This window comes from Mycobacterium sp. (assembly GCF_050701675.1).
Lineage (GTDB): Bacteria > Actinomycetota > Actinomycetes > Mycobacteriales > Mycobacteriaceae > Mycobacterium.
On the sequence record NZ_JBOGDD010001149.1, the window covers coordinates 1 to 16,491 of the forward strand.

At 63.2% G+C, this 16,491-nt stretch carries 12 protein-coding genes; 2 read left to right on the plus strand and 10 right to left on the minus strand.

Annotated elements, in window-relative coordinates:
- Positions 1-207 precede the first annotated feature (207 nt).
- Complete coding sequence (locus tag ACRDUX_RS35540) at positions 208-1,233, plus strand: hypothetical protein (RefSeq protein ID WP_526421337.1); 1,026 nt, start codon at positions 208-210, stop codon at positions 1,231-1,233.
- A 456-nt stretch (positions 1,234-1,689) separates the two neighbouring features.
- Here ACRDUX_RS35540 and ACRDUX_RS35545 read toward each other — a convergent pair whose 3' ends face one another.
- The 10 genes from ACRDUX_RS35545 to ACRDUX_RS35590 form a co-directional block, all read right to left on the minus strand.
- A complete protein-coding gene (locus tag ACRDUX_RS35545) occupies positions 1,690-3,144 on the minus strand; it encodes a hypothetical protein (protein ID WP_526421339.1) in 1,455 nt (484 codons plus the stop codon).
- A 354-nt stretch (positions 3,145-3,498) separates the two neighbouring features.
- The gene (locus tag ACRDUX_RS35550) at positions 3,499-4,968 is read right to left on the minus strand and encodes a TIR domain-containing protein (protein ID WP_526421341.1); all 1,470 of its coding nucleotides are present in this window, start codon (positions 4,966-4,968) and stop codon (positions 3,499-3,501) included.
- 9 nt (positions 4,969-4,977) lie between these two features.
- A complete protein-coding gene (locus ACRDUX_RS35555; RefSeq protein ID WP_526421342.1) occupies positions 4,978-7,989 on the minus strand; it encodes a type I restriction endonuclease subunit R in 3,012 nt (1,003 codons plus the stop codon).
- Positions 7,986-9,329 carry a hypothetical protein gene (locus tag ACRDUX_RS35560; RefSeq protein WP_526421344.1) on the minus strand — a complete coding sequence of 448 codons (1,344 nt, stop codon included), beginning with the start codon at positions 9,327-9,329 and terminating at the stop codon, positions 7,986-7,988. Before ACRDUX_RS35560 ends, ACRDUX_RS35555 begins: the two co-directional genes overlap by 4 nt.
- Before the next feature lie 101 nt (positions 9,330-9,430).
- Positions 9,431-10,303, minus strand: coding sequence for a GIY-YIG nuclease family protein (locus ACRDUX_RS35565; RefSeq protein ID WP_526421346.1), 873 nt, complete (start codon positions 10,301-10,303; stop codon positions 9,431-9,433).
- Positions 10,300-12,285 carry an HsdM family class I SAM-dependent methyltransferase gene (locus ACRDUX_RS35570; RefSeq protein WP_526421348.1) on the minus strand — a complete coding sequence of 662 codons (1,986 nt, stop codon included), beginning with the start codon at positions 12,283-12,285 and terminating at the stop codon, positions 10,300-10,302. Before ACRDUX_RS35570 ends, ACRDUX_RS35565 begins: the two co-directional genes overlap by 4 nt.
- 1 nt (position 12,286) lies before the next feature.
- Positions 12,287-12,472 carry a DUF8742 domain-containing protein gene (locus ACRDUX_RS35575; protein WP_526421350.1) on the minus strand — a complete coding sequence of 62 codons (186 nt, stop codon included), beginning with the start codon at positions 12,470-12,472 and terminating at the stop codon, positions 12,287-12,289.
- A 227-nt stretch (positions 12,473-12,699) separates the two neighbouring features.
- A complete protein-coding gene (locus tag ACRDUX_RS35580) occupies positions 12,700-13,587 on the minus strand; it encodes an HNH endonuclease (RefSeq protein ID WP_526421352.1) in 888 nt (295 codons plus the stop codon).
- Positions 13,588-13,682: 95 nt separating this feature from the next.
- Positions 13,683-14,546: a hypothetical protein gene (locus ACRDUX_RS35585; RefSeq protein WP_526421354.1), complete on the minus strand. Its 864-nt coding sequence runs from the start codon at positions 14,544-14,546 to the stop codon at positions 13,683-13,685.
- A 10-nt stretch (positions 14,547-14,556) separates the two neighbouring features.
- Positions 14,557-15,600 (minus strand): hypothetical protein, encoded by a 1,044-nt coding sequence (locus tag ACRDUX_RS35590; RefSeq protein WP_526421356.1) that lies wholly within the window; start codon positions 15,598-15,600, stop codon positions 14,557-14,559.
- Positions 15,601-15,799: 199 nt separating this feature from the next.
- On the opposite strand from ACRDUX_RS35590, the gene ACRDUX_RS35595 reads away from it, so the two are divergent.
- Entirely contained in the window at positions 15,800-16,234 is a 435-nt protein-coding gene (locus ACRDUX_RS35595; RefSeq protein WP_526421358.1) for a hypothetical protein, read from the plus strand.
- Positions 16,235-16,491 lie beyond the last annotated feature (257 nt).

The window sequence follows — 16,491 nt, forward strand, 5'->3', positions numbered from 1 at the left end:
TCCGATGACGGGGTGACGTGGTCAACGGCCGCGCTGCTCAACGCATACGGCACCAACGATGGATTGAACGACCAAGATCCGCATGTCAGCACCGACGGCAAGGGGACGTGGGTCGCGGTCTGGGAAGCCAGCACGAATGAGGTGTCTGGCGGCAGGTTATACGTGGCGCGATCCTTCGACAGCGCGGAGACGTGGACGCCGGCCTCGTTGCTGCAGACCGGCGGTGACGCAGGGCAATTGCCCACCGGCGCCCGCATCGAGACCGACCGGGCCGGTATCTGGGTCACCGCATGGTCGAGCAACGAGTCGCTCGGATCGACGATCGGCGATGACACTGACATTCTGTACGCGCGTTCCGTGCCGCCGCCGACCGCGTGTCTGAACTTCGAGATGGATGCGGCGGGGTTCACGGCGACCGGCCTCTGGCATCGTTCGACGATGTGCGGCGCTGAATCTCACGAGCACACCCTGTTCTCGGCCTTCTACTATGGCCAGGATCACTCCTGTAACTACGACACCGGCGGGCACAATGAAGGCACGCTCACCTCCCCGATCATTGATCTGGATGGGGTGGCTGACGCCTCGCTCCTGTTCCGCCATCTGTTGGTGAAGGAAAACACCAGCTTCGATTCGGCGACCGTCGAGATCGCCCAGGACGATGGCGCTTTCGCAACGCTTGCCGGTCCCTACGCGAACGGCCCAGCGGAGTTTCGCGATGAGACGGTCGATCTGAGCCCGTACGTCGGCCGCCGGGTCCAACTCCGATGGCGTTTTGATACGACCGACGCCTTCAACAACGGCTTCCTTGGCTGGCTCGTCGACGACGTGTCCGTTGTGAGCAGCGGCGCTTGCCTCCTGCCGACCCGGACACCAACGCCGACCGATACGGCGACCGTGAGTGCGACACCGACCGAGACGCCTGTTGCCACGGCGACCGGTACACTCACGTCGACGCAGACTGCGACCGAGACGCAGCCGCCGTCACCGACGGGGACTGCCACCGAGACCGTCGCACCATCGTCCACGGTGACAGCAACCGCAACGGCCCCGCTATGCGCTGGTGATTGTGCCGGGAACGGGACCGTGACGATCAACGATCTCATTTTGGCGGTGAACGTCGCACTCGGTAGCACCGCGCCCACAGAGTGCCCGGCTGCCGACCGAGATGGCGACGGGCACGTTGAGATCAACGAGCTGATTGGGGCCGTGAGGGCCGCGCTGATGGGCTGTTGAAAAGCGGCGCGGCCGACCTCATGGCGACTTGCATTCGGGTGCAGACTAGCCGCGCCCCCGCGACCGTGAGATCTTCCGATGGCGTGCGTTTGCGGTCGCCGTCATCATCGAACGAATCGAGCGCGCTGCCAATCCAGGGTCTGCGCGAATTCACCGCACTATGCGACTCAGGTAGAGTCACTCGACGAGCTGTACCGAAACGAGGGGAACACCACTACCTCGCGGCACGCGGAGGCGATCTGGGCGTCTGTAACGCAGCCTTGGTCTGAGGAACCGCAGCGACAGACGAGGTCGTGCATGGCGATGCCGCTGGGTCGACTCCTGCCGACGCCTGTCGCTTTCAACCCGCGTCGCGAGCCACGGCTGTATTCGCCTCCGTACCAACGGACAGGTGCGCGCGGTCTCCACCCCGTCGTGATCCGAGGGCAGTCCAGCGGACGACGCAATGGGACCGGCCTATACCAACCATTCGCGAATCCGCGGAAACATAGGTGGGAGCTGGGCAATGAGTGCGCCAACTTGCCTGCGTTGTTTCTCGTCAAAATCCAGAACCGCCAGCAGCTCTGTCCGCGAAGGCATCTCGGTGCAGTTGGTCATGGCCGCCTCCGACTGCAGCAAGTGAAGCCCGTGCGCGAACCAAAGCATCGCCTTCCGCGCCAACTGTCGCGTATCCGCAAGTTCCGTGGCAGCGATCGAATCGAGAACCCGGTTCCCGTGAACGAGATCACAGCGTAGGGCGTACAGCTCTTTGAAGCGTCTCCTGATCTTTTCTTCCACGGCGCGCGTGTCGCCGAGTATGACGCCAAGTCGCTTACCCACGCGCTGGATAGGCTCGGGTGGTCCACCACCCAGGAGCGCTTCCAGCGCCGTCATGTGCCACAACAGCTGGTCGATACCCCTCGTAAGGAAGGCACGGATGAAGTACGTCATCGCCACCTCGAAGAAGTGCCAGTGGTGGCCAGATGGGAATTTCCTCAGAGCACTATTCACTCGACAGCAGAACCCCTCCAACTGTCCACATGCCCCCTCGCTGACTTCAACGTCGATGACTCGAACCTCGAACTCCTCACCATCGACATCAGCCCTTGTCTCCGTTGCCAACACAGACGTGTCTGGCGCTGCGCGCGGCGGATCAAGGAGGTGGTCGCTGGACTCAAGGAAGAGAGGAATCTGGAGTTGCATCCAGCCGTCTGGCTGCTCACCACGCGCGCTTGGCGTCGCTAGCTCCCAGTCGAACAGCGCGAGCACGCGAAGAGCTTCTTCGATCGGTGCGGGAGGAAGACGATACGATGGGAAAGCGGACCCCATCGCACTTAGATCGACGGTCATGATCGTGGAGACCGGACGAACGGCCTCCTCTCGTTGAACCACCAGGAACCAGTAGGCACAGAGCTGAGCAGTATCTGCGACAGCGTAGCCGTAAAAGGATCGGCTGACATCCGATCGGAGGAACACATCCAACTCAGCCTTGGAAAATCGTCGTATCTCGAAGGTGCCGCAATCCAAGCGCGGTCTTGCGAACTCGGTGAATTCCAAGAGAGCGAGGTAGCGAATCGTCCGCACCCGTTGGCGAAAAGCATTGCAATAGGCATCGAAGAGATCCGATGGAGCGGCCGGCCAGACTGGCTCGCCGTAGCAGCCGCCCACCTTGAAGAAGGTCGATACCGCACGGCTCCAGCGATCATCCGACTTTGCCGAATGGAAATCATCGCGAAACTCGTCTCGCGTCGCGCGAACGAGTTCCTTGAATTGCGTCGATGCCTGGAGTGCGTTTACCGTAGCTGCGATCCCGGCCGCCCTATTTGGAATCACGGCGACAGGACTGCCGCCTCGCCTCGGGCGTTGCTCCGGTGCTCGCTGGGCTACAAGGGCCATGTAGGCATCGAAGGGCTGGTGCAGATGCTCCGTCATCGGTGTTCACGTTGCCGTCGCGGCGTCCACTCCGACGTGTTGATGATCCGTCCCAAGGACGATAGGCGAGACACCGTCCCCCGATAAGGGAAGCAGGGCCGTCCCCGACCGGGAACTCGGCGGCATGTTCTCGATTCCAGAGCTGTACGCAGGGCTTGAACACCGACGGAACGAGGCCACGCAGTCGATCGGCGCTCCATCGCCGTCAAGCTAGCGTGGCTGGCACCATGCGCAAGATCCTGGCTTGCCATACGAAGGCCGGGCGCGCCGCGGTCGTTTCGTTCGGCGTGACGGTCAGCGAATCTACCAACACGTCCCCACGCCCGGTGAGCCTCCCGCGGATGCATCCTCGGCTTACGGGGAACCGTTGAGGAATCTGACGATCTCGTCTCTCGCCGCTTTCGCGGCGCCCGGATAAGGATTGTACAGGTGCCTCACCAGTGATCGCTCGACGGCGTCGGGGAAAAGCGCGTTGGTTGCGCGCCGAAGTTCCACGAGCGCATCGTTCAGGACCGGGTCGTGAACCGCAAGCGGAAATCCGCCTGCCTTGGCGAGTGCAACATCAAGGTGACCATGCTCGGGAACTATCGAGCTGACAGACCGGTCAAAGAGGTTCGGGAGCTTGATGGTGAGATTGTGATTGATCTCACCGAGAACTCCCCGCAACGCCTCTTCCAACTCCGCACGGCTGTTCGGGATCTGCGTTCCTGCGGACAACTCACGAAATTCGATCCGGCCTGCGTGCCCTTCGTTGTCTCGGATCAGCCGCAGCTCTCCACGTAGCGTTTCCCTTACGTCACCGCCCAAGTCGACCAGGACGGTCCAGCGGCGTCCCTTGCTCAACGCATAGGCGAACGACTCCCAGTTCGGTGTGGCAACGATCACCTCGTTGTCGAGAGCATACGGCACGGTGCTGTCGCAGTACTTGAACGCCACGTCCAAGTTGTGGGACTCGCCGATCCCGAAATCCATGCGGCCCACATCCGTGCGCGACGCGGGAAACGCTACTGCAGGCGCCTCCGTCCATCGGGCACTTGGTACATCGACCACGGTGTCGCCTGTTTCGTCAACGAAGCGAAGCCGCGCCGTTGTCTTCTTGGCCTGTCCGGATGGATGCGCTGTGGTGGCGAGATTGCGAATGCGCATCCTCGCCACCTGCGCAGGGCGCGCGCGCCTGGTCATGCGGGCGCCGGGGTCATGCCCCGATCCTGCAACAGTGCCGCTCGTTGTGATTGTCGAGTTGTCGTCCCACTTCGTCTGGATGCCGAGGGTCTCGTCGACCACGTACGCCTTTTCGAGAACGAGCTGGGGTCGGTCGAGACCTACGTTCCGTTGCTGTGCGTCAAGCGCTTTGAGCGTTGCGACACCATGGTGGCGAGGGGGCAGGACGATCGGTCGGTATTCGATACGTTTCCCCTCGAAGCCGCCTTCGCGGGCCAGCAGAGCGAGGAGACCGGACTGGTCGCGTTGATCCTCCAGATCGAGACCCTGCCTCGCGCTGAACGGCAGCGGTAGGTCGCCGACACCGATTCCATGATAACAGAGCGGTACGACCTTGGCGGCGTTCATCCACCCCGCACCAGCCTCGAATCCTACCCAGGGGCGCGAGAGGCTGGTTTCAGTGCAGACGACGAGTACCACGCCCGCCTGTCGGAGACTGTCCTCCACGACTCCGCGCCAATCCGCACCCGGCGTGATGCTCTTTCCGTCGCCGGAGACGAACACTCGAATGCCGCCGATGAAGATCTCCTCGATCCACCTCTGCAGGGCACTGGCGACGTCGGCATCCGGCGCGGCATGGCTGATGAACACAGTCAGGGCCATACGTATGCTCTACGGCACGACATCCGGCTCGTAGGTGAGCCCGAACACCGTATCCGTCAGCCACCGGCGGAACGACTCGTTGTCGCTGAACTGCTTGAACAGCTCGGTGTCGTCGGCAAGCACGGCGGTCATCACGCGTGCGAGCGCCTTGTCGTGCTCGATGCGGGCGTTCTGCTTGTCGGAGTGTTTGCGGGCGTTCTGGTACGCGGTGTCGGCCGAGACTTTCGCCGGGATCTCCTGCGTGATCAGCCGGTGCACGCGGTCTGCGTCGGTCCACGAGATGTTGCCGAACTGGTCGTTGAACGTCTTGAGGATGTTCGACAGCCGGTCCAACTCCGGCTCGGGCTTGTGGCCGCCGCCGCTGGTCGGCACGGGGCCGATCTCGGCGTCGGCGTCCGCCAGCTGGATCTTGCGCGCGGCCAGCTTCTCGACCCGGTAGCTGTCCATGTCGATGGCGTCGAGGATGCCCTTGGACAGGTCTTCCTCCTTGGGTGCCGGCAGCTTGGGCACCAAGAAGCTGAGGAAGATGGAGAGCTTCTCCCAGCCGGCGTTGGTGTACGGCAGGATCGAGGCGAGGAAGCCGTACGTGCGGTTGAAGGCCTTGGCCTTGCCCTTGAAGTCGACCTGGCCGTCTTCGTCGAGCTGTTCCTTGTAGGTGGCCACACAGGCGTCGAGGATGGGATCGAGGCGGTCGCGGTCGGCGCCGGACAGGTAGAGTTCGACCAGCGTGTCGACCTGCTCGGGCGCGTAGACCTGGCAACCGTCCAGCGCCGCCTGCAGGTCATGCAGCTTGTTCGGGTCGGTCTCCTCGCTGAGAATGGTGGTGCGGTAGTAGTCGGCGAAGGCGGCCTCGATCGTGTCGGTGTCGTTCGTGAAGTCGAGGACGAACACATCGTGCTTCTGCTGGCGTGCGCGGTTCAGGCGTGACAGCGTCTGCACCGCCTTCACGCCGGACAGCACCTTGTCCACGTACATCGTGTGCAGCAGCGGCTCGTCGTACCCGGTCTGGAATTTGTCGGCGCAGATCAGGAATCGGTACGGGTCTTCGGTGATCCGGTCGGCAATCGCGTTCGCGGGGAAGCCGTTGAGCGACGCCTCGGTCACCTTGGCGCCGCCGTACTCGTGCTCACCCGAGAACGCCACGATCGCTTGGTACGGGCTCTTCCGCTCCCGCAGGTAGTCGCGGAAGGCGTGGAAGTACTGGATGGCGCGCTCGACGCCGCTGGTCACCACCATCGCCCGCGCCTGCCCGCCGATCTTGCCGAGCCCTATCACCTGCTCGTGGAAGTGGTCGATCATGATCTCGGCCTTCAACCGGATGGCGTGGTCGTGGCTCTCGACGAAGCGACGCAGCTTCTTCGCTGCCCGCTTGGTGTCGAACTCGGGGTCGACGTCGACTGTCTTGACCAAGCGGTAGTAGCTGTTTACCGGCGTGTAGTGGCGCAAGACGTCGAGGATGAAGCCCTCCTCGATCGCCTGCTTCATGGTGTAGCTGTGGAAGGGGCGGTGCCGGACCGTGCCGTCCGCCTGCAGGTCGGGATCGCCAAAGATCTCCAGCGTCTTGTTCTTCGGCGTGGCGGTGAAGGCGAAGTAGCTGGCGTTGGGGAGCAGCTTCTGCGCCTCCATGATGCGGTTGATGCGGTCCTCGTTCGTCTCGTCCTCGCCCTCGGCCCCGCCTTCGGCCAGCGCGATAGACAACGCCGCTGAGGTCTTGCCTCCCTGGCCGGAGTGGGCCTCGTCGATGATGATGGCGAACCGCCGCCCGCGGTGCTCGCTGCCGATCTCGGCCAGGATGTGCGGGAACTTCTGGACCGTAGAGATGATGATCTTCTTGCCGCCCTCGATGAACTGCCGGAGCTGACCTGACCCCTCCGTCACAGCTCCAACCGTCGCTCCCACTTGAGCGAACTGCTTGATCGTGTCGCGGATCTGCTGATCGAGGATGCGCCGGTCCGTCACGACGATGATCGAGTCGAACACCAACCGGTCGTCCTTCTCAACGCCGATGAGCTGATGGGCGAGCCACGCGATACTATTCGACTTTCCACTGCCGGCCGAGTGCTGGATCAGATACCGCTTGCCCACCCCGTGCTGGCCAGCGTCGGCGAGCAGCTTCCGCACGACGTCGATCTGGTGGTAGCGCGGGAAGATCTGCACCGCCTTCTTCTTGCCCGTCTTCTCGTTCTTCTCCTCGACGACCTGTGCGTAGTTCTCCAGGATGTCGGTGAGGCCGCTTGGCGTGAGGATGCGTTTCCACAGGTAGTCGGTCTTCATCCCGTCCGGGTTGGGCGGGTTGCCGGCGCCATCGTTCCAGCCCCGGTTGAAGGGCAGGAACCATGAGCCCTTGCCGGTGAGATGCGTGCACATGCGCACCTCGTGGTCGTCGACCGCGAAGTGGATCACGCAGCGGCCGAACTGGAACAGCAGCTCGCGCGGGTTGCGGTCGCGCTTGTACTGCTCGACCGCGTCGTCGACAGTCTGCTTCGTTAGGCAGTTCTTCAACTCGAACGTCGCGATCGGCAGGCCGTTGATGAACAGGCAGAGGTCGAGCGCGCGCTGCGTCTCGTCACGACTGTACCGCAACTGGCGGGTAATGCTGAAGCAATTCTGCGCGTAGCGCTCCTCAGCCTTGACGTTGCCGGGCGTAGGCGTGCCGTAGAACAAGTCGAGACTATGCGGCCCGTGCTTCACCCCGTGGCGCAGCACGTCGATGACGCCGCGCTTGGCGATCTCGCCCTGGAGACGGGCGAGAAACTTCTGCCGCGTCGGGCTTGCGTTGCCGAGGTCGAACGCCTCTACAACGTCGGGCCGGGCGGCGCGGAGGAAAGCATTGAGCCGCGCCAGATCGACGGCGTACTCGCGGTCATAGTCGGTCGGGTCGCCGCATACGTAGCCGGAGCCGCCGTACGACGTGCCCGGCTCGGCCACGATGCCTCCAGCGGGCCTCGCGTCGCAAGGTAGACCCGTCAGCGCCGTGCAGATGAGCCGTTCGAGGCCGCGCTCGCTGGTGTCGGTCGTCACGCCTCGGCCTCTTCGGAGACGGGGTCGAGGTCTTCGTCGCTACCCTCGCTCTCGCCCTCGACCGGCGCGTCGTCGTCTGCGAGCCACTCCGCTTCCTCGGGCTCGGCCGGCAGTCTCGCTGCTGCCTCGCGCACGTCCAGCCTGCCGGTCACCGCGTCGGCGATCAGCCGCGTACGGTACTCGCGTACTAGCTCGACCTCACGACAGGCGCGATCGATCGTAGCGACAAGCAATGTGGTCTCTGCGTCGGCAAAGGCCACCACGCGGCGCTGCTCGTCAATAGGCGGAAGGGCGAGTTGAAGGTTGCGCAAGACCGCTTGGCCGATGTTCTGCATCGAATCGCTTGCGCCGTTCGTGCTGCATTCGATCTGCGCGCGACTTCTTCGTCCTCGGATAGCAAGCACAAGAAAGCGCGCTTCGCTCTTGTTGGGCTGGGCTCGGAACCGAAACAACTTGTCGCAGAGCAGAAGTTTCTCTCGGGGCTTGAGCGCGACCGCCGCCAAACCCAGCAGCTCGCGAGTGTTCGCCCGACTCACAAGGATGTCACCGTCACGGACTTCAAGATCCGAAACCGGATCGAGCGCTGGGGGAAGTTTCTTGTTCTGGTTCGGGTCGAAGGTATCGCGGTTTACACAGCCGACCTTGAGGACGCCCCATTCACCGCGTCCTGCCGGCTGCGCATCACACTGAGGTGACCATCCCTGCTCAAGTCGAGTCGTCACTTCCTTCAAACGAACCACCTCCCAATGCTCCGGCACATCCCCCAGCCAATCCACGCCGGAGGGCTTGAGGCGGACGCTCGGATCGAGGCCTCGGGTGATGGCGCGGTGGATGATCGCCTGCTTCTGCTCCTCCAGCAGCTTGATCAGCTTCTGCTTGGCGCGGATGTAGCGCCGGATGCGCCGGTCGACGTGGGCGAGGAAGTGGACGATGGCAGCTTGTTCGTCGCGCGGCGGAAACGGCGACGGCATCTGCTTGAAATCTTCCCAGTACAGCCGGTTGCGGTCCGGCACGATTCCGCGCGAAAACTTGTTGACCTCGTTCATGTAGGCGTCGGTGCGGAACAGGTACTCGTAGAATCGCGGATCGGTCCCCGTCAGCGCCTGGGCAACCACGTAGGCCGGGCTGACAAGTCCTTCGACGGGCGCCACACCGACCGCCCCCTGCCACAGACGCATCATGTTGTAGGCGATGTCCCCCGCGCGCGCCCGCTTGTACTTCTCTTTGTCACTCATCACCTGCTTGCGGTTCGATGCATCGAAGTCGCGCACTCGCACGCCAGTTCGCAGCGACACCTCCAGGATCGGCAGATCCGACTGGCCGGTCTGATTGCGTTGCACGAAGAGACGTCCGTTCCGTCGTACATCCCAACTTGATGGCACGTCTCCGAGCCACGGCACGCCGGAAGGCTTGTAAGCGGGATAGGGTGCGAGGCACTGGATCATCCACGCGCCTCAGTGTCTTGGATGCTCTTGAGGGTTCGCCCATCGGCGGTCTGCCATTCCACGCGGCCGTTGGAGGACCGACCGAGTAGGACGCCCGAGGCAGTCGATGGCGACGAGAAAGCATAGTCCTGCGCCAGCTCGTAGACCAGGCCGCGGTCGACGAGCACGCCCTGATCAATCAGCTCGGCTCGGGTCTGCCGGAGGTAGGCATGAATTGAGGGCGCCTGCCTGTCCTCCTTCACGGCTTGTGACCCTTTGCGAACCACGAATCCCTTGACCGACTCGAAGCCTTGCGCGCTGACGCCCTTGGCGTTGAGGAAGAGCAGTGTCGCGGTCGGTGATGCGATCGGCGCCGACTCGAAGAAGCCGTAGCCCAGGATCGGCAGGCACAGTAGGACATCGTCAAGAAATCCCTCGACGTCGGCGGTGTCAGCCTCGGACAATGATGGCGGCTGAGGCGCGTTGCCGTTATCGAGCACACAGCGCTTCGATGCCGTCGCCAGGGCGACCAGGCGCGCTTCCAGATGCTGAACATGCGCCTTGTTGAGATTCTGGTCCTTGCTCGTGAAGAGTACCGCATGGGTCCAAAAGTCCTTGCTCTTGGCATGCTGCTCCAGGCGAGGGCGTATCGGGTCACCCTCTCCGACGTATAGTTGGGGCAGAGGCGATAGCTCTGACTGACCTACGAGCACGTAGACGCCGGCTCGCGCCAGATCTGGGCGGCTCTTCGATTCAGCAAACAGTGCTCGCGGCACGACCAGCCCGGAGCCCGTCCAGTTGGACTTCTCGACTACCTTGATCCCGTCCGGGTCGCCGTCGGGCAGGAAGACTCGGACGGAGTATCCGCGGCGAGCGGACGGCTGGCTCATGGCACTTGCCCGCCGATGATCTCGCTCAATAGCCCCTCGGTTTCCTTCTCGACCGCCAGGATGTCGGCGCGGATCTCCTCCAGCGTGCGCAGTGGCTGAGGCTTGTAGAAGTAGCGGGTGAAGCTGACCTCGTAGCCGGTTTTGACGCTGTCCGGGTCGTACCAGGCGTCGGGCGCGTGCGGCAGGACCTCGCGGCGGATGAAGGCCTCGATGCCGCCGTCTTCGAGCAGCGGCACCTGCTCGGTGTCGCGCAGCTCGGAGTCGGGCTCATACTCGACCACGCACGCCTTGCCGCCGATGATCGCCTCGAACGAGCCGCGCAACGGATCGGGCTCGACCTTGCCGGACTTGTGGATCTTCTTGATGACCGGCGAAGCGCTCTCGTCCGGCTGCCCGCTATTCTTCAGAGCCTTGATCTCTTTCGGCGCGTAGGCGCGGGTCGGGTCGATGCCCCTCAGTCGCAGCGGGCGCTCAACCATCACCTTCCAGTACCCGAACGCGGCGTTGGGGAAGATCTTCGATTGCTCGTTCTCCTCGAACTTGAGGAACGTGTCGCAGATTTGCGTGATGTCGTCCTCGGACAGCTCGCAGTTCTTCTTGCCGAGGTTCTTGCGCAGCGGCTTGAACCACTGCGTCGCGTCGATGAGCTGCACCTTGCCCCGGCGGTGCGCGGGCTTTCGGTTGGTCAGCACCCAGACGTAGGTGGCGATGCCGGTGTTGTAGAACATGTTGAGCGGCAGTGCGACGATCGCTTCGAGCCAGTCGTTCTCGATGACCCAGCGGCGGATGTTGCTCTCACCCTGGCCGGCGTCGCCGGTGAAAAGCGACGAGCCATTGTGCACCTCGGCGATGCGGCTGCCGAGTGTGGTGCCGTGCTTCATCTTCGAGAGCAGGTTGGCGAGGAAGAGCATCTGCCCATCGCTGGAGCGGGTGATCAGCGAGTACTCGGCGTCGCCAGCGTGCTCGATGACGAACCGCGGGTCTTTGATGCCTTCCTTGCCGCCCATGCGCTCCAGGTCGCTCTTCCAACTCTTGCCGTAGGGCGGGTTGCTGAGCATGAAGTCGAACTCGCGTGACGGGAAGGCATCGTTGGCAAGCGTCGAGTGCTCTGGACCGCCGACCAGGTTGTCGGCCGCATCGCCCTCGCCCTTGAGCAGCAGGTCAGCTTTGGCGATCGCGTAGGTCTCGGCGTTGATCTCCTGGCCATAGAGGTGGGTGGCCACCTGCTTGCCGTGCTCCTTCGCCAGCTGCTGCAGCGTCTCCTCTGCGACGGTCAGCATACCGCCAGTGCCGCAGGCACCGTCGTAGACCAGGTAGGTGCCGGACTCGATCTGATCGGCGATCGGCAGCAGGACCAGCCGCGCCATCAGCTTTACCGCGTCGCGCGGCGTCCAGTGCTCGCCGGCTTCTTCGTTGTTCTGTTCGTTGAACCGCCGGACCAGTTCCTCGAAGATCGTGCCCATGCCGTGGTTGTCGAGGCCGGGGTGCTTCTGCGTACCGTCCGGATTCACCACTGGCGTCGGGGCGAGGTTGATCGAGGGGTCGAGGAACTTCTCGATCAGCGTGCCGAGCGCGTCCGCCTTCGACAGGCGCGGGATCTGGTTACGGAACTCGAAGTTGTCGAGGATCTCCTGAACGTTCGGCGAGAAGCCGTCGAGGTACGCCTCAAAGTCCGCTCGCAGCGCCTGCTGGCTGGCGCGGTTGCGCAAGTCCCGCAGGGTGAACTTCGACATGTTGTAGAACGCCTGCCCCGCGGCCTGTCGCAGCGCTTGGTCCTGGTTGGCAATCCCGGCTTTGTCTAGCGAGACCTTCATGTCGAGCACGGCCTGCTTGGTCGGTTCGAGCACTGCGTCCAGCCGGCGCAAGACAGTCATGGGCAGGATCACGTCGCGGTACCTGCCGCGCACGTAGAGGTCGCGCAGGACATCGTCAGCGATGCCCCACATGAAGTTGGCGATCCAGTTGAGCTGACCGGGTTCCATCTCAGGTCCCCAGGGTCGGCTCGCGGTCGCGGTACAGCAGCTCCTGATCGACCTTCCCGGCGGCGTCGCGGTAGGTCAGCGTGACGGTGTTCGAGCCGTGCCACTGCACGTCGACGACCGAGACCGACTGGTCCGGCAGGACGCCCTTGACCGCGGCGCCTTTTGTTATCTCCTCAAGTCGAGCCACACGCACCCCATCCGCGGCGGAAAACCGCGAAAGGTGCACTAGTTACAATGCAGCGATTGGAGTCAAGCAGCGGCGGTGACAGCCGCTGGGCCGATTCACCCGCACTCGTTAAGGAGCGAGCCCTCTTCGACGAGCATGCGATCGCGTGTGACGCCGAACCGCCTCTAGCGCGCACATCTCGCGTGTACGTCTTCACCGCCGCTCAGCCCCGCCTGCCCGGCACGCTGTCATGCGCTGCCGCGCGATTGGGTGACCTCTTGCCACATCCAGTGGAAAAATCCTTTGTCGCCAGCACTTGTCAGCCGATCCCGCTCGTAGGTCGGCAACGACGTCAGACGCAGGCGTGGGATAGCGTCGAGCGCATGGATGCGCTCGAAGGCCAGCCGCCCGGCAATTCCAAATCCTGGCAGGAAGACGCACCGCGGATCTGAGCCCTCGACTGGAGAGGGCAGAGCGATCGCGAAGCATGCAAGTTCAGATGGGCACGTAACGATGCTGATCGATGGCACCAATGTCCGGGGGTCGATGTCGCCCAGGATTTCGCGCGCGGTGATAACCAACCTCCAGGGCGGCTCGGCGTCGACCGGTGCGCCGATGATCTGCCGGACGCGCGCCGCCGGCTCCGAAAGGGCGTACTCGTAGCCCAGCTGCCGGAAGAGCATGAGGTACGCGGAGTAGATCAGGGACCGCAGCACACGCTTCCCGTTGAAGCCGGGCAACTGCACCTTGGTGGGTTCCGCGCTCCACCCCGCCGCAACTGCCCCCATCGCGCCGGGCGTCGAGTGCGATGCCAAGTACTCGAAGGTGAGTCTATCTCCATCAAGGCGACAGTCTGCGGTGAGCAGCGCATCGCCGGACGTCACCCGAACGGGCAGGCTCTGCTCCCCACGCAGCCAACGGTTGAGCTGGTACTCGTCGGCCACGTGGCGATCGAAGGCGGTACCACTCCGGCTGTCACATTCACGACAGACGAGCGTTGTCAGCCGCCCGCCGACGGACCTCGGGATGATGTGTGCGCGGGTGAGTTCGCTCAGCATCGTGCGGTCGCAGATGCGAAGGCAGACAGGGCAGCCAAATCTGCCTGCATGTTCAGGCACCCACAGCGCCAGGTTCATAGCGTACAGATCGAACAGCGCCTCGCGCTCGCGTCTTCGAGCAGATCGGGATGTAGACATCCGCGTCAATCAGCACCGTTTGTGATGCCTTCGGCCTAGCGGTCTGGATCGCTACTCTCGTAGAGCTTGGCAAGCCACGCCCGAACCGCGTCGGTGACTTCGCGTCCTAAGCACGGCGGCTCCCGGCTGTCACGCCGGTGCGTCAGACGCAGCACCTCCCACGGCTCTCGCCACTCATCTTCAAGGAACCGACCGAACATCGCGCAGATCACGTCAGCCAGCCGTGCAAGCGCCCCCTTGGATGACATCTCGATCCGCCACTCGCCGGGCAGGCTCCTCGCAAGCATCTTCGCAACCGGTGCCGGTGCGTGCTGGTGCAAGATGGTTTGTACGTGTCGAGAGTGCGTGCGCTCCACTACCGCCCTGCGGAAGTGCTCACGTTTCTCGGGCTCTTCATGCATCTCGTCGTGGTAGACAACGCCGCGACCAATCCGCCCACGAAAGGCGAGGAAGGACGCAGTTGCATGAATCAGCGCCTGATTCATTTGGCACTTCCACAACCAGCTGGCCGGCGACATCTTCTTGAACTTCTTTAACGGGCTCTTGCTCGCCTTGAATTTCACAGCGAATGCTCGGAGCTGGTCAAGTTCTTCCGGGTCCAGCAAGCTGAACACCGCGACCGGAAGAACCGGTTGAGTGATCAAGAACTCGGCAACGTTGATCAGCTGGTCTCGCGTGAGGTCTCGCCCTTTCTTGCCACCCAGTCTCCGGTCATTCCAGTACTGAGTCCACGCCGTCGCGACGTCGCGTGCCGTCCCATGGACGAGGACGCCTGCCGTTATGAATCTGCGGTCCGTGCCCGGTGTTCCGCGTTCGTCGAGGTACAATTCGACGTCGTGAGCAGGACCAGCGACCAACCGCGCCACGCTGTTCAACAACAGCTTCTCTTCCTGATCCATGGCTCGGTCTTCAATTCTTGGCTATCGTTGGACTGTCGATGACGGTGGTCGGTGCAGTACCTTCGTCTACGGTGAATTCCAAAACTAACCAATCATCGTCGACGTCGGAACAGATCTCGACGTGGGCAGCGGTCAGGTATCGTCCCTGCTCGACGGCCAGACAGATCCACCTGGCGATGTCGCGATGGTCGTGGATGAAGCGGTCGAATGGCAACTCATCGCTCATCACGGCTCGCACGCCACCCAGCGACAGGTAGAATTGCGTGCGCGTCTTGCCAGCCCGAACGAATCCGCCGCCATAGTGATCGGAGAAACGATCTGTTGCTCGTGCCCGCGCCCGCATCGGTGACTGGCGCAGCGGTGGTAGGTGGTGCAGCGCCTGTTCAAGCGCCGAGATCACGCTCGTGGAGACCGGCGGCAGCAGGCGGTTGCCGACATAGGTTGGCGTGAGCCGCACGCCAAGCCCGCCACTCGTCAAGAGATCGCGGACGGCCAGAAGCAGCACACCCGACACTACCGGTGCCGCCGGCGCAACCTCCGACTGCATCAGCCACAGTCCCTCGCGCCACTCGCGACGTCCTGCCAGGATCAGGTCGACGATGTCTTCGGCAGGAGGAACCCGCGTGTGTGGGCTGCGCCTGAGTGCAAAGCAGTCGTTGTCCGCCAGGACGACGATGACGGGATACTCCAGAGATGTGCCATTGCTCTGATCGCCCTTCTTTCGCAAGCGGCGCTCAACCGGCGTGTTCCGCACCAGACGATCGTCGCGATCCGCGTCAGAAATCGCAGTCACCTCGACCTGCACGACCGCGGCAGGATCCGCGTGCGGCGCGAACAGGATGTCGAGTCTTGACGCGCCGGCACGCTCTGGGATCGCTGTGATGATGCCGACCCGCGAGAGGCCGTACAGGATCGCGATCTCCCATTCAGCCCCGATCCCGTGATTGCCGCCTTTTCGCAGCCGGCGCCGCAGCCACTTCACCTCGCTATTGCCGATCACCGGTGCGATCGTATCGAGCATTCGGTCGAGGTTTCGCGTCGAGAACATCGCCATCTGGGGCCATGGATACGCGCTTGGCGAAGTCCGTCAAGGAACCACTGCAGGCTGCTCGCCACGATCGTAGCACTCGTCTGGTTCACGCAGCTCGCCGCCTGCTACGCTGCGGCCCATGAACTTCACTCGCGGCGTCGAGCAGCGCGCGATCGGGCTGTTCCTCCCTTGGTACAACGAGGAGCATGGGACCAGATTCCGGGTGGTCGAGCACGGCGACGCGCCCGATTTTCGCTGCGTGGACGACTTGGGTGCGACGCTCAACGTCGAGATCACCCTGATGCAGGAGCGGGGCGACGACATCAAGGGTCTGCGCGGCCGGTCAACCGCCCATTCGATCGATTCGTTACGAAAGAACAACGCCCTGGTCGCCGTGGGCAAGGCCCACCCGATGCAGTTCGCCCGTACGCCGCAAGACCACACCGTGCGCGGTCTGGTCGTAGCAATCGAGAAGAAGCTGACGAAATCGTACGGGAGAAACACGGCCTTGGTCGTTGGCGAGACGTGCCCGCTCGATTGGGATTGGGATCTGATCGACCTGACCGACCTTCACGTCTGGCTGCGCGCGCAAGCGCACTCCTTCGACAAGGGGATCTGGCTGATCGAGAGCACTGACCGCGTCCGTCGCGTGGGATGATGCGCGCACGGCAGGAAGAACGCCTGGCAAGTGTTGCAACGTGGGGAGAGCGAGCCGCCCAAAGCGATCCAAGGCGACCCGGATCTACGGTGGCCTTGACCTGCTTCGGTTCGATCAGCCGGCGTTCAGTCCATGCGCGACGCTGCCGAGCTTGCGCTTGAAGAGCTGTTCGCGTTCGAGAAACACGGCGGCACTCTCGCTCAGGTCGAGCACGGCGAGGATTGAGATCGCCAGGTGATCGAACCGATGTGGGTCCG

Excerpts from the sequence above, each read along its gene's own strand:
- ACRDUX_RS35545 (WP_526421339.1), bottom strand. The coding sequence starts at position 3,144 with ATGACGGAGCATCTGCACCAGCCCTTCGATGCCTACATGGCCCTTGTA.
- ACRDUX_RS35550 (WP_526421341.1), bottom strand. The coding sequence starts at position 4,968 with ATGGCCCTGACTGTGTTCATCAGCCATGCCGCGCCGGATGCCGACGTC.
- ACRDUX_RS35565 (WP_526421346.1), bottom strand. The coding sequence starts at position 10,303 with ATGAGCCAGCCGTCCGCTCGCCGCGGATACTCCGTCCGAGTCTTCCTG.
- ACRDUX_RS35570 (WP_526421348.1), bottom strand. The coding sequence starts at position 12,285 with ATGGAACCCGGTCAGCTCAACTGGATCGCCAACTTCATGTGGGGCATC.
- ACRDUX_RS35580 (WP_526421352.1), bottom strand. The coding sequence starts at position 13,587 with ATGAACCTGGCGCTGTGGGTGCCTGAACATGCAGGCAGATTTGGCTGC.
- ACRDUX_RS35585 (WP_526421354.1), bottom strand. The coding sequence starts at position 14,546 with ATGGATCAGGAAGAGAAGCTGTTGTTGAACAGCGTGGCGCGGTTGGTC.
- ACRDUX_RS35590 (WP_526421356.1), bottom strand. The coding sequence starts at position 15,600 with ATGGCGATGTTCTCGACGCGAAACCTCGACCGAATGCTCGATACGATC.